The sequence below is a fragment of the Streptomyces sp. NPDC088794 genome, from assembly GCF_044750545.1.
GTDB lineage: Bacteria > Actinomycetota > Actinomycetes > Streptomycetales > Streptomycetaceae > Streptomyces.
In genome coordinates this window covers 620,527-633,846 of sequence record NZ_JBIVKB010000004.1, presented here as the reverse complement: position 1 = coordinate 633,846, position 13,320 = coordinate 620,527, and the positions used below count along the sequence as shown (strand labels likewise).

10 protein-coding genes are annotated in these 13,320 nt (G+C 70.2%); 7 read left to right on the top strand and 3 right to left on the bottom strand.

The window, feature by feature from the left end; translation table 11 throughout:
• Nucleotides 1-116: 116 nt before the first annotated feature.
• The 5 genes from ACIP6U_RS15405 to ACIP6U_RS15385 all read left to right on the top strand — a co-directional run bounded on the left by ACIP6U_RS15405 (nt 117) and on the right by ACIP6U_RS15385 (nt 7,991).
• The gene (locus ACIP6U_RS15405; RefSeq protein ID WP_401716897.1) at nt 117-1,748 is read left to right on the top strand and encodes an LCP family protein; all 1,632 of its coding nucleotides are present in this window, start codon (nt 117-119) and stop codon (nt 1,746-1,748) included.
• A 134-nt stretch (nt 1,749-1,882) separates the two neighbouring features.
• Nucleotides 1,883-3,577: an LCP family protein gene (locus tag ACIP6U_RS15400; protein WP_401716894.1), complete on the top strand. Its 1,695-nt coding sequence runs from the start codon at nt 1,883-1,885 to the stop codon at nt 3,575-3,577.
• Between the two features lie 105 nt (nt 3,578-3,682).
• Entirely contained in the window at nt 3,683-5,272 is a 1,590-nt protein-coding gene (locus tag ACIP6U_RS15395) for an LCP family protein (RefSeq protein ID WP_401716891.1), read from the top strand.
• 207 nt (nt 5,273-5,479) lie between these two features.
• A complete protein-coding gene (locus tag ACIP6U_RS15390; protein ID WP_401717029.1) occupies nt 5,480-7,024 on the top strand; it encodes an LCP family protein in 1,545 nt (514 codons plus the stop codon).
• A 28-nt stretch (nt 7,025-7,052) separates the two neighbouring features.
• Nucleotides 7,053-7,991: a squalene/phytoene synthase family protein gene (locus ACIP6U_RS15385; RefSeq protein ID WP_401716888.1), complete on the top strand. Its 939-nt coding sequence runs from the start codon at nt 7,053-7,055 to the stop codon at nt 7,989-7,991.
• Between the two features lie 28 nt (nt 7,992-8,019).
• On the opposite strand, the gene ACIP6U_RS15380 is transcribed toward ACIP6U_RS15385, so the two are convergent.
• Nucleotides 8,020-9,063 (bottom strand): glycosyltransferase family 2 protein, encoded by a 1,044-nt coding sequence (locus ACIP6U_RS15380; RefSeq protein WP_401716885.1) that lies wholly within the window; start codon nt 9,061-9,063, stop codon nt 8,020-8,022.
• A gap of 119 nt (nt 9,064-9,182) precedes the next feature.
• Here ACIP6U_RS15380 and ACIP6U_RS15375 point away from each other — a divergent pair, with 119 nt between their 5' ends.
• Nucleotides 9,183-10,673 (top strand): LCP family protein, encoded by a 1,491-nt coding sequence (locus tag ACIP6U_RS15375; protein ID WP_401717026.1) that lies wholly within the window; start codon nt 9,183-9,185, stop codon nt 10,671-10,673.
• Between the two features lie 4 nt (nt 10,674-10,677).
• On the opposite strand, the gene ACIP6U_RS15370 is transcribed toward ACIP6U_RS15375, so the two are convergent.
• Together ACIP6U_RS15370 and ACIP6U_RS15365 are read right to left on the bottom strand one after the other, a co-directional pair.
• Nucleotides 10,678-11,310, bottom strand: a complete 633-nt coding sequence (locus ACIP6U_RS15370) for an HAD family hydrolase (protein ID WP_401716882.1) — start codon at nt 11,308-11,310, stop codon at nt 10,678-10,680.
• Nucleotides 11,303-12,610, bottom strand: coding sequence for an LCP family protein (locus tag ACIP6U_RS15365; RefSeq protein WP_401716880.1), 1,308 nt, complete (start codon nt 12,608-12,610; stop codon nt 11,303-11,305). Before ACIP6U_RS15365 ends, ACIP6U_RS15370 begins: the two co-directional genes overlap by 8 nt.
• 119 nt (nt 12,611-12,729) lie before the next feature.
• Between ACIP6U_RS15365 and ACIP6U_RS15360 the strand changes: the two genes are divergently transcribed.
• Nucleotides 12,730-13,314 (top strand): acyl-CoA thioesterase, encoded by a 585-nt coding sequence (locus ACIP6U_RS15360; RefSeq protein WP_401716878.1) that lies wholly within the window; start codon nt 12,730-12,732, stop codon nt 13,312-13,314.
• Nucleotides 13,315-13,320: the final 6 nt, after the last annotated feature.

Below are 13,320 nucleotides of genomic sequence, written 5' to 3'. Positions count from 1 at the left end.
GCTCGAAGCGATCCTGAAGGGCCTGCCGTGCATCTCACTAGATGCACGGCAGGCCTGTTCGCTTCCATTTCGGATTTTTCGGCTTCTTTCAGGCGCAGGGGTGGGGAGACAGAGGAATGACGCAGAGCAGTGTGCGCGGGGAAGGGACGTTCGACGACGTCCGGCACGCTCGTGATCCGGAGGACGGCGGCGCCGGTGGCCCCGCCGAACCGGAGGGGTCCGGCCGACGCAGACAACCGCCCAAACGCGGTCACCGGGTGCTGCGTTGGTCGGCGCTGACCCTGTCGGTCCTGATACTCGGGACGGCCGGCGCCGGATACCTCTACTACGAGCACCTGAACGGCAACATCGAGAAGGGCCAGCGCAGCAGCGGCGACTCGAAGGCGCGGAAGACCGGTCCGAACGCGGACGGGCAGACGCCGATGAACATCCTGCTGATCGGCTCCGACAGCCGTAACTCCGCCGCGAACCTCAAGCTGGGCGGCTCGAAGAACGACGTGGGCAGCCCGCCGCGCGGCGACGTGCAGATGCTCATCCACCTCTCCGCGGACCGCAAGAGCGCCGCGATGGTCAGCATCCCGCGGGACACCCGGGTCGACATCCCCAAGTGCAAGGACCCGGACACCGGCAAGGTGTACCCGGCGACCAACACCATCATCAACGAGTCGCTGGCCCGCGGCGGCGCCGGCTGCACGCTGGCCACCTGGGAGAACCTCACCGGGGTCTACATCGACCACTGGATGACGATCGACTTCGCCGGCGTGGTGCGGATGGCGGACGCCATCGGCGGCGTCGACGTCTGTGTACGGCAGAACGTGTGGGACCACCCGACGGCCGCCGTACCCGGCGGTTCGGGGCTGAAGCTGACGGCCGGCACGCACAAGGTCGAGGGCGAGAAGGCGCTGCAGTGGCTGCGCACCCGGCACGCCTGGGGCAGCGACCTGATGCGGGCCAGGGCCCAGCACATGTACCTCAACTCGATGATGCGCACGCTGACGAAGCAGAACGTCTTCACCGACACCGGGCGGCTGACCGGCCTGGCCGAGGCGGCCACCAAGTCGCTGACGGTGTCCGAGGAGATCGGCACCGTCAAGAAGCTCTACGACCTGGGCATGCAGCTCAAGTCGGTGCCGTCCGACCGGATCACGTCGCTGACGATGCCGAACGTCGCGGACGCCCAGAACAGCGACCACGTGGTGCCGGACGCCACCAACGCCGACAAGCTGTGGCAGATGCTCCGCGACGACGTGCCGCTCGACAAGAACGGCAAGGCGTCGGACGCCAAGAAGAAGAGCAAGGGCACGAGTACGGCCACCGAGGCGCCCTCGGTCGACGCGGGCGCGCTCGGCGTGCTGGTGCAGAACGCCACCCGCAGCTCGGACCGGGCGCCGGTCTCCGGCCGGGCACGCACCATCGCCCAGACGCTCACGGGCAAGGGCTTCACCCGGGCCGCGGCGGACACCACGGCGACGCTCGCCGAGGAGAAGACGGTGGTGCGGTACCCGAGCGCCGATCTGGAGGGTGACGCCCAGGCGGTCGCCAAGTCCCTCGGGATTCCGCTGAGTTCGGTGAAGAAGTCGACCGATGTGTCGGGAGTCACGGTCGTGGTGGGCGCCGACTGGCGGGAGGGCACGGCGTATCCGAAGCAGTCCGCGCCGCAGGCCGGTGACCTGCCGGACAACGCCGACGCCATCAACGGCTCGGACAAGGGCCAGTGCATGGACGTGTACGCGCCCTATCGCTGGTAGCGGATCCGTGTTCGGGATTGAGAGGGAATGACCACTTGTAGGGGGTCGCGTTTCCCCGGTGGCGACACCTGAGGCGGAGCTGTGCGGTTAGTGTGGGCGACCCAGCGCCGCGCCTGACGGAGGACTCATACACCGTGGACGTGCAAGGCCGTGGCCGTGCGGACGGCATCGACCCCGCAGACCAGTGGGTCCTCAACCCGAACACGGGCGACTACGAACTGCGTCTGACGCCGTCCACGCCTCCGTCGGCGGTCCCGGGCCCGCGCAGACCGGCCCCCCGGGACCCCGCACCCCGTGACCCCGCCCCGCGGGACACCCGCACGCCGTCCCCCGGGGCGGGTGCGGGGCGGCGCGGCCGTCGCCCGGTGCCGCAGAAGGCGAAGGCGTCGCGGGCCAAGAAGGTCCTGCTGTGGACCGGCGGCACCATGGCGTTCGTCCTGGTCGCCACCGTCGGCGGTGCCTACTTCTACCTGAAGCACCTCGAAGGCAACGTGGCGACGACCGACATCGGCGACGCGGGCAAGAGCGGCTTCAGCAAGGACGAGGCCTTCAACATCCTGATCATCGGCACCGACAAGCGCACCGGCGACGGCAACGAGGGCTACGGCGACAAGGGCAGCGTCGGTCACGCCGACACCAACATCCTGCTGCACGTCTCCAAGGACCGTACGAACGCGACCGCGTTGAGCATCCCGCGCGACCTCATCGTCGACATCCCCGACTGCCCGACCAAACAGACCGACGGCACCGAGACCGTCGTCCCCGGGCAGCAGGGCGTGCGCTTCAACCGGAGCCTGGGCGAGAGCGGCCGGGACCCCGGCTGCACCATGCGCACGGTGAAGGAGAACACCGGCATCTCGGTCGACCACTTCATGATGGCCGACTTCAACGCGGTCAAGACGCTGACGACGGCGGTGGACGGCGTCACGGTCTGCCTCGAACACGCCGTCAAGGACAAGCAGTCCAAGCTCGACCTGCCCGCGGGCGAGTCCAAGGTGGAGGGCGAGCAGGCCCTCGCCTTCGTGCGCACCCGGCACAGCTTCGGCAACGAGGGCGACCTCGACCGGATCAAGGTGCAGCAGCAGTTCCTGGGTTCGCTGATGCGCAAGATGTCCTCCGGCGACACCCTCACCAGCCCCACCAAGCTGCTGAAGCTGGCCGAGGCCGCCACCAAGGCGCTCACCGTGGACAGCGCCATCGGCAAGGTCGGCACGCTCAAGGACATCGCCCTGGAGCTGAAGAAGGTGCCGCCGAAGAACATCTCCTTCACCACGGTGCCGGTGCTGGACAACCCGGCCGAGACGATCAAGGCGACGGTCGTGGTGAACGAGTCGAAGGGCCCCCAGCTCTTCGACCTGATCAAGAACGACGTCTCGCTCACCGCGGTCAAGCAGGAGAAGAAGAAGGAAGCCGCCGCCGTGGCCGCCCGGTTGAAGGGCACCAAGTCCGCCGCCGCGGACGTGCGGGTGCGGATCCTCAACGGCGGCGCGGCCGGCGGCAGTGCGCAGGCGGAGCTGAACCACCTCCAGAACGACGAGGGCGTCGAGAAGTCCGAGAACGCCGGCAACGCGGACGCGGCGCTGGCGAAGACCACTCTCGAATACGACCCCGACCAGGCCGACCAGGCCCGCCGCCTGGCCGCGATCATGGGCCTGTCGGGCTCGGCGCTGAAGCCCGGCGAGAGCGTGACCAACTCCCAGGGCCTGCCCGCCATGACGCTCACCCTCGGCAAGGACTTCAAGGGCGCCGGCATCAAGCTCAACTCCTCCGCCGCGGCGAACGTCGACGTCGACAAGTCCACGGCCGACAAGGTCCAGTGCGCCGGTTAAGGGGTCCGTGCACCGGTTAACCGGGCGGTAACGCGGATCAGGGCAACCTCACGGGCCCGTCGCATGTCTCCAGAACGTACGGGGGACCGCTGGGAGGACGGGTAAGTGACGCAGGGGACTGTGCGGGAGGCCGAGTCTGCCGCCGCGGGGGACGGCGCCGGTGACGACACCGGCGCGGCCGAGGGCGACGGGCGGCACGGCGGGGGCGGCCGATCGGCGCGGAGATTCCGGCTGTTGAGGTGGTTCGCGCTCACGCTCGCGGTGCTCATAGTCGGCACGGCCGGGGCCGGTTACCTCTACTACGAGCACCTGAACGGCAACCTCAAGAAGGACGACCTCAACCTCGGCGACAACAAGGTCGCCGCGCCCACGCCGAACGCGGCCGGGCAGACCCCGCTGAACATCCTGATCATCGGCTCGGACGCGCGGGACACCAAGGAGAACCAGGAACTCGGCGGCGCCCGGGAGACCTTCGGCTCCACCCCGCTCGCCGATGTCCAGATGCTGGTCCACCTGTCCGCCGACCGGTCCAACATGTCGGTCGTCAGCATGCCCCGCGACACCCTCCTGAAGATCCCGAAGTGCACCGACCCCGACGACGGCAAGGTGTACCCGGCGAGCGACGGACGGGTGATGACCAACCAGAGCCTCGGGCGCGGTGGTCCGGGCTGCACGGTGGCCACCTGGGAGAAGCTGACCGGCGTGCACATCGACCACTTCATGATGGTCGACTTCTCGGGCGTGGTGTCCATGGCCGACGCGATAGGCGGCGTCCCGGTCTGCGTCGACGCCAACATCCACTCCCGCGACAGCGCGGGCCACGGCTCCGGGCTGAAGCTGGAGAAGGGCACCACGTCCATCAAGGGCGAGCAGGCGCTCCAGTGGCTGCGCACGCGCTACGGGTTCGAGGACGGCAGCGACCTCGCCCGCGCCAAGGCCCAGCACATGTACATGAACTCGATGGTCCGCGAGCTGCGCGAGAACGCCACCCTCAGCAACCCCGGCAAGCTGCGCACCCTCGCCGAGAAGGCCACCGCGGCCCTCACGGTCGACCCGGGCCTGGACACCGTGAAGAAGCTCTACGACCTCAGCGACGAGCTGCGCAAGCCCGCGCCGAAGCGGATCACGATGACGACCATGCCGAATCGATACGTCGGCGCGCGCGTCGAGCCCACCGAGGACGCCGACCAGCTGTTCCGGCTGGTGCGCGAGGACATCGCGCTGGACGGCAAGGACAAGAAGAAGACCACGGCGGAGGAGACCTCGGACGACCCCGCGGCGGCTCCCGGCGCGATCGGCGTCCAGGTGCAGAACGGCACTCGCACCGACTCCCTCGGCGCGGCCTCCGGGCGGGCGGGCACGGTCGTCGGCCTGCTGGCGGAGAAGGGCTACACCAAGGCCGCCGTCGACCGGGGCACGATCCTCAGCGAGGCCCGGACGGTGGTCCGCTACCCGAGCGCCGATCTGGAGGGCGACGCCCAGGCGGTGGCCAAGTCCCTCGGGATTCCGCTGAGTTCGGTGAAGAAGTCGGCGGACGTCTCCGGGGTCACGCTCGTCGTGGGCGCGGACTGGCGCGAGGGCAGCGTGTACAAGGCGCCCAAGAAGAACGACAAGACGCCGAAGACAGCGGAGGCGCTCAACGGGGCGGACGAGAAGGCGTGCATGCACGTCAGTCCCGGATTCACGTGGTCCTGAGCCTCGGGGCCGCGCGGTCCTGAGCTTCGGGGCCGCGTGGTCCCGAGCCGGCGGTCGAAGCTTCCCCGTCAGGACCCACAGCGAACTCCTAACTCTCTCCCGAATGATGAGCCCGGCTCGGTCGGTCGCCGTCAGGCGCAGGGGTGGAAGGGCACTGAGTTGACGCAGAACAGCGTGCGCGCCGAGGTTCCGGCGGTCGAGGACACGATGTCCCTGACACCGCAGCTCGGCGGTCGGCGCGGGCGCGGTGCGGGCGGTGACCGCGGGCGGCGCAGACGGCGGATCCTGCGCTGGACGGCGATCGTCACCGCGCTGGTGACCGTGGGGGCGGCAGGCGCCGGTTACCTCTACTACCGGCACCTCAACGCCAACATCCAGAAGGACGCCCTCAACATCGGCGACGCCAAGGACCGGGCGGCCGAGTCGGAGGCGAACGCGGCCGGGCAGAAGCCGCTGAACATCCTGCTGATCGGCTCGGACGCGCGGGACTCCGCGGAGAACCAGAAGCTGGGCGGCGCCAAGGACACGTACAACACCGCCCCGCGCGCCGACGTCCAGATGCTGCTGCACGTCTCCGCCGACCGCACCAACATGTCGGTCGTCAGCATGCCGCGCGACACCCTGGTCGACATCCCCGAGTGCACCGACCCCGACACCGGCAAGGTCTACGCGGCGAGCACCTCGGCGATGACGAACACCACCCTGGAACGCGGCGGTCCGGGCTGCTCGGTGGCCACCTGGGAGAAGCTGACCGACATCCACATCGACCACTTCATGATGGTCGACTTCGCCGGCGTGGTCTCCATGGCCGACGCGATAGGCGGCGTCCCGGTCTGCGTCGACGCCAACATCTACTCGCACACCTCCTCGGGCCACGGCAGCGGCCTGAAGCTGGAGAAGGGCACCACGTCCATCAAGGGCGAGCAGGCGCTGCAGTGGCTGCGCACGCGGTACGGCTTCGAGGACGGCAGCGACATCGCGCGCACCGAGGCCCAGCACATGTACATGAACTCGATGGTCCGCGAGCTGCGTGCCAACGCCACCCTGAGCAACCCGGGCAAGCTGCGCAACCTGGCGGAGACGGCCACGAAGGCGCTGACGGTGGACGACGGGCTCGGCACCGTGGCCAAGCTCTACGACGTGTCGACCCAGCTGAAGAAGGTGCCCACCGCGCGCATCACGATGACGACGATGCCGTGGGTGTACTCGGCCGACGGCAACCGGGTGCTGCCCAAGGCCGGCGACGCGGAGCAGCTGTGGCGGCTGGTGCGCGAGGACATCGCGCTGGACGGCAAGGACAAGAAGAAGACCGGCACGTCGACCGCGACGACCGACAAGGCGGCGGCGGACGACGAGATCGCCGTGCGGGTGCAGAACGGTACGAAGTCCGACGCGGAGCCGGCGGTGACGGGCCGGGCCGGCACGGTCGCCGACCTGCTCGTCTCCAAGGGCTTCGACAAGGCGGAGGCGGACTCCTCGGCGCTACTCAGCCAGGACGAGACGGTCGTCCGCTATCCGTCGGCCGACCTCCGGGCCGACGCCCAGCGGGTCGCCAAGTCGCTGGGGATTCCGGTGAGTTCGGTGAAGAAGTCGACGGCCGTTTCCGGTGTCACACTGGTGGTCGGCGCGGACTGGCGTTCGGGGGCGAGGTACACCGCCGAGGACGACACCACGCCGGCCTCGGCGAGCGCGCTCAACGGGGCGGACAGCAAGGCCTGTATGCACGTGGACCCGGACTACACCTGGTCCTGACAATCGAACGCAGCTCGACGGGAGAGCCGTGATCCGTTGGTCCACCGCCCTGACTCAGGCGGGAATCACCGACCCGCGTCTGCGCAGAACCTACGACGCCCAGCGCACGCTGGTCCGAAGATTCGCGCGGCACGAGTACGTCGCGACCCGGCTCCTGCTGCCGGCCCGCCTGCATCCGCCCGTGGTGGCCGCGGTGTCCTACATGCACGCGACCGACGAGCTGATCGACACCGGCGCCGTGCGCGACCGCCACGCGGCCCTGCGCGTCTGGGAGGCCGACACCGTGGCGGCCCTCGACGGCGACGAACCACCCGCGAACGGCACCCTGTCGGCGCTCCGGGACGCCGTGGACCGCCATCCGCACCTGGCCGCGCGGGTGCGGGCCTTCCTCGACGGCGCGCCCGTGGAGGCCAGTTGGACGGGCTTCGGGACGGAGGCCGACTTCCAGGCCTACGTGGACGGTTACGCGCTGCCCGCGCTGATGCTCACGGCGTCGCTGATCGCGCCCGATCCCGACGCCGGGGACGACGAACCGTTCGTCGCCGGCTGCCGGGCCCTGATCGAGGGCATGCAGCGCACCGATTTCCTGGCCGACCTCTCCGAGGACGCCGGCTGGGGCCGGATCGGCATTCCGAAGGACGAACTGGCCCTGCACGGGCTGAAGTTCGGGGACCTGCTGAGCAAGTCGGAGGAGTGCGTACCCGCGTTGGAGGCGCTGGTCCGGGCGCAGGCCGACCGCGCCGAGGCCGCGCTCACCGAGGGCCGGTCCCTGCCCGGCCTCGTCGCGCCCGAGTACCGCCCGTTCCTGGACGCCCTGATCGCCGTCCAGGACCTCCGTCTCGCCGCGGTACGGCGCACGGGAGGAGAGCTGCTGCACCGCGCGGCGAACCCGTCGGCGACGGCCTCCCTGAGAGTCCTGGCCCACCAGTACCGCCGCGCCCGCGCCGAGCGACGCGCCCGGCGGTAGCCCACCGTCGGCCGTCGCCCGGCACCGCTCAGCTCGCGGTCACCACCGCCGGGCGGCGGGACGCGATGACCTTCTTGGCCAGGGACCTGGGACTGGTCAGGAAGCCCCAGCCCCAGCACAGGTGCATGGTGGCGAGGGCCACCGGGATCTGGAGGCGTGCCTTCAGGGGAAGGCCCTTGCCCGCCGGGACGGAACCCAGCACGATCGCCGCGAGATAGCCGCCGGGGATCACGAAGCCCCAGGGCGTCAGGGCCGCGCCGACCACGATGCCGGCCACGATGGCGAGCAGGGCCGTCGGCGGGGCGAGGTAGCGCAGGTTGATGGAGCCCTCGTGGTAGCGGGCGACGACGTGCCGCCAGCGGCCGTAGTCCTTGTACTGCTTGGCGAGGGCCTTCACCGACGGACGGGGGCGGTACGACACCCGCAGCTCCGGCGAGAACCAGATCAGGCCGCCCGCCTCGCGGATGCGGAAGTTCAGCTCCCAGTCCTGGGCGCGGATGAACTCCTCGTTGTAGCCGCCCTGTTGCTCCAGCGCCTCGCGCCGGAACACCCCGAGGTAGACCGTCTCGGCCTCCCCCGCGGCGCCGCCCGTGTGGAAGACGGCGTTGCCCACGCCGATCTTCGACGTCATCGCGGCGGCGACGGCGTGCTCCCAGTCGTTCTCGCCCTCGGCGTGCATGATGCCGCCGACGTTCTGCGCGCCGGTCTCCTCCAGGAGCCGTACGGCGGTGGCGATGTAGTTCGGCGAGAGCATGCCGTGGCCGTCGACGCGGACGACGATCGGATGGCGTGAGGCCTTGATCGCGGCGTTGAGGGCGGCGGGCGTGCGGCCGGCCGGGTTCGGCACGGTGTGCACGCGCTTGTTCTCGAAGGATGCGGTTTCGGCTACGAGCTCGGCCGCGATCTCGTCCGTGCGGTCCTTCGAGGGACCGAGGGCGAGCACGACCTCCATCTCGCCGTCGTACTCCTGCGCGAGGATCGCTTGGACAGCTCCGCGCAGATGCCGCTCCTCGTCGAGGACGGGCATGATCACAGATACGGCGGGGAGGCGCACGTCGGAATTGGCGTTCATCGGTGCTCACGTTACCGCGAACGGGGGACACGTTCGCGCCCCGCCGGGGCGGCGGACCGGGCCACAGATCGTATGGACCTACGGTGCTCACGGATCCCACGTACGGCCGTCGCCCGGAGGTGTCCCCCTTGCCCACGCCGCCACGGTCCGCCGCCACCGCCCGCCCCAAGCGCCGCCCCCAGCCGCCCCGCGCGCCACAGGGGCGCTCGCCGCGGCCACCCGTCCGGCGCAAGAAGCCGCGCTGGGCCATGCGGGCGGTGACGACGCTGTCCGTCGTCGTCCTCGCCTCGGCCGGGATCGGGCACGCGGTGGTCACCAGCCTGGACGCGGACATCGCCCGCGTCGACCCCTTCAAGGACATGAAGAACCGCCCGCGCGCGGGCCACGGCATGAACGTCCTGCTGGTCGGCACGGACGGCCGCGACAAGATCAGCGAGCAGGAGCGGCGCCGCTACCGCCTGGGCGGCGCGCCCTGCCACTGCACCGACACGATCATGATCGTGCACATCTCGGAGGACCGGGAGCGCGCCAGCGTGGTCAGCCTGCCGCGCGACTCGTACGCCATGACGCCCCCGCACGTCGACGAGACCACCGGGCACCATCACAAGGGCCACCCCATCAAGCTCAACGCGGCCTACGCGGAGGGCGGTCCGAACCTCACCGTGCGGACCGTCGAGGACATGACCCATGTGAAGGTCGACCACTATCTGGAGGTCGACTTCACCAGCTTCATGAAGACGGTGGACGTGCTCGGCGGGGTGAAGGTCTGCACGGCCGCCCCCCTCAAGGACACCTACACCGGCCTGAACCTCCCGGCCGGCTCCCACACCCTGATGGGCGGCCAGGCCCTCCAGTACGTCCGGGCCCGGCACGTCGACGGCGCCTCCGACCTCAGCCGGATGAAGCGTCAGCAGCGCTTCCTGGCGGCCCTCATCGACCGCGCCACGTCCTCGGGGATCCTGCTGAACCCGATGAAGTTCCGTGACGTGACCCGGGCCGTGCTCGGCTCGGTCCGCGCCGACAAGGGCTTCGGCACCGACGAACTGCTCGACCTCGGCCGGGCGATGCGCGACTTCTCCCCCTCCTCCTCGGAGTTCACGACGGTCCCCATCGGCCGGATGGGATACGCCGTCAAGGGCGTCGGCTCGACCCTCAAGTGGGACACCGCCAAGGCGGACCGCCTCTTCCGCGCCCTGAACGACGACAAGCCGCTCACCGCGCACCGGCCGGTCAGCAAGGCGGTACGGGTGGACGTGGCCCCGCAGCAGATCCGGGTCCAGGTCGAGAACGGGACGCCCACCGCGGGCCTCGGCAAGCGCGTGGACTCACAACTGGCCGCCACCGGCTTCCGTACCACCCGGGCGCCGTCGAACGCGGCCGACCGGACCGTCCGGCGCACGGTGGTGGCCTACGACCCCCGCTGGGACCGTTCCGCCAAGTCCCTGGCCGCCGCGCTGCCCGGCAGCGAGCTACGGGCGGTCAAGGGCCTGGGCCCGACCCTGAAGGTGATCGCGGGCGCGGACTTCCGTGAGGTGCGCAAGGTCCGCGCGGACGACCCGTACCAGGGCGAGTTCGGGGTGGTGACGGGCGACCAGGTGGTGTGCCCGTAGTCCGTCAGCGGAACAGGGGCTCCAACGCCCGCTCCAGGTCCGCCGGTTCGCGGAAGTGGACGGTGTGCATGCCGAGGGCGGCGGCCGCGGTCACGTTCTCCTCGCTGTCGTCGACGAAGAGGCAGCGGTCGGGGCTGACGCCGGCCAGGTCGGCGGCGAGCCGGTAGATGCGCGGGTCGGGCTTGGCCAGGCCCACCCGCGCGCTGTTGACGACGTGGTCGGCGAGGTCGCTCAGGCCCATCGAGTCCAGGTCGGACTCCAGCTCCAGGGCCGCGTTGGAGACCAGCACCAGCGGCACCCGGACGCGGGCCCGGCGCAGCAGGCCCACCACCTCGTCGTCCGCGTGGAAGGGCGACTCGAGCAGGGCGCGGGCCAGGTCGAACGCCGTCTGCGGCTCGGGCACCAGGTCGGCGAGGTCCGCCGCGATCGCCTCCGCCCACTCCTGCGAGGTGATCTCGCCCAGCAGCAGCGGCAGATCCGCGTCCGGCGCGAACGCCAGCTTCTTGGTGGTGCCCTCGGCTATCCCGGCCACCCGCTCCAGCGCCTCCAGGCGCCCGGAGTCGAAGGACCGGATCACGTTGTCCACATCGCACAGAACCGCCCCGAAGGGCGGTCTGCCGGTCACGGTGTCAGTCACTCGACACCGTGACCTTCTGGTCGTTGTTCAACTCGTTCACCAGCGTCTTGACCTTCGCCTTGTCCCAGAGGAGGTTGCCGCCGCTGGAGCCGGAGATCGGCATGTTCATCGAGGTGCCGTCGCCGCCGCTGACGCCCTTCATCGCGAAGAACATCGACGCCAGGTCCCACAGGCTCATGTCCTTGTCGACGCTCAGCGAGTCGAGGCCCGAACCGAGGGTCGGGTAGAGCTTGAAGGGGTTGAGGATCGTCGCCGGGGTCGCCACCTGGTGGGCCAGCGCGGACAGGAACTTCTGCTGGTTCTTGGTGCGCTGGAGGTCCGAGGCGGCGAAGGCGTGCCGGGTGCGGACGAAGGCCAGGGCCTGCTCGCCGTTCAGCTTCTGCTTGCCGGCCTTGAAGTCGGCGCCCGAGTACTTGTCCTTGAAGGCCTTGTCGATGTCGATGGTGACACCGCCGACCGAGTCCACGATGTTCGCGAAGCCGGCGAAGCCGATCTCGACGTAGTGGTCGATGCGCAGCCCCGTGTTGAACTCGACGGCGCGCACCAGCAGGGTCGGGCCGTCCTCGGCGTAGGCCGCGTTCAGCTTGGTGTGCCGGCCGGTGCTCGGGTAGGTCTTGCCGGAGGTCGAGCCCTTGTACGACGGGATCTCCACGTCCGAGTCGCGGGGCAGCGAGATCAGGGTGTCGCCGCTGTCGCCGACGTGCAGGATCATCATCGAGTCGGTGCGCTTGCCCTCGGCGGAGCCGGTGTGCAGGTCCTTCTTCTGCTCGTCGGACAGGCCCGCGCGACTGTCGGAGCCGACGATCAGGTAGTTCGTGCCGTCGCCGCCCGAGGGGCGGTCGATGACCTTGGAGAGGTCGACGTCACGGTTGAGCTTGGAGTCGGCCCAGAAGTAGGTCGCGACGGACGTCACCACCAGCACCGTGACCAGCGTGATGGCCGTCCACTTGATGCGGCGGCGCCAGTTCGGCCGGGGCCGCTCGCCCTGGTAGCCACCGCCACCGGAGCCCCCGCCGCCGTAGACCTGGCCGGTGTTGTAGCCGTCGTTGGCGGAGCCCTGGCCGTAGCCCTGGTCGCCGTACCCCTGGCCGTCGCCGTACCCCTGATCGCCGTATCCCGGCTGCTGCGGCACGGAGCCGCCGTAGGGCGGTGCGGACGGGCCGGAGGCGCCATAGGCGCCCGAGGCGGGCCGACGAACCTGCCGCATGACGCGTGCAGGGTCGGGCTGTGCGCTGGCGCTGCCTCGTCCGTACCCGCCGCCGCGGTTGTTGTCGGACCATTCCTCGGGCCAATCGTTCATGGGGCCCAGTGTGCCGTCCGCGGCCATGTCCTTTACAAGGGTCGTCGGAAAATCAGGGCACTGCTGTTGCCAACCCGACACAAAGTCCCCGGAAGTCACCTCGGCATAGGGTGACGGTCATGACAGATCTGGTCCCCACCGCGGAGTCGAACAGCCCGGAGACCCCGGACACCTCGGACACTCCGCGCATCCCCGGCAAGCCCACCTCGGCGTCCCGGACCACGCTGAGCCACATCATGACCAACGCCGACACCAACCTGTTGGGCACCGTGCACGGCGGCGTGATCATGAAGTTGGTCGACGACGCGGCGGGCGCGGTGGCCGGGCGGCACAGCGGCGGGCCCGCCGTCACCGCGTCCATGGACGAGATGGCGTTCCTGGAGCCGGTCCGCGTCGGCGACCTGGTCCATGTGAAGGCGCAGGTCAACTGGACCGGACGGACCTCCATGGAGGTCGGCGTACGGGTCCTGGCCGAGCGCTGGAACGAGTCGACCCCGGCCACCCAGGTCGGCTCGGCCTACCTGGTGTTCGCGGCCGTGGACGCGGAGGGCAGGCCGCGGCGGGTGCCGCAGGTGATTCCGGAGACCGAGCGCGACGAGCGCCGCAACCAGGAGGCCCAGATCCGCCGCACGCACCGGCTGGCGCGGCGGCGGGCGATCATGGAGCTGCGGGAGAAGCGGGCGGCGGAGGGCCTGGACGACTGACGGGGG

Coding starts and splice junctions, on each gene's coding strand:
- ACIP6U_RS15405 (WP_401716897.1), top strand. CDS start 117: ATGACGCAGAGCAGTGTGCGCGGGGAAGGGACGTTCGACGACGTCCGG.
- ACIP6U_RS15390 (WP_401717029.1), top strand. CDS start 5,480: ATGTCCCTGACACCGCAGCTCGGCGGTCGGCGCGGGCGCGGTGCGGGC.
- ACIP6U_RS15380 (WP_401716885.1), bottom strand. CDS start 9,063: ATGAACGCCAATTCCGACGTGCGCCTCCCCGCCGTATCTGTGATCATG.
- ACIP6U_RS15365 (WP_401716880.1), bottom strand. CDS start 12,610: ATGAACGATTGGCCCGAGGAATGGTCCGACAACAACCGCGGCGGCGGG.
- ACIP6U_RS15360 (WP_401716878.1), top strand. CDS start 12,730: ATGACAGATCTGGTCCCCACCGCGGAGTCGAACAGCCCGGAGACCCCG.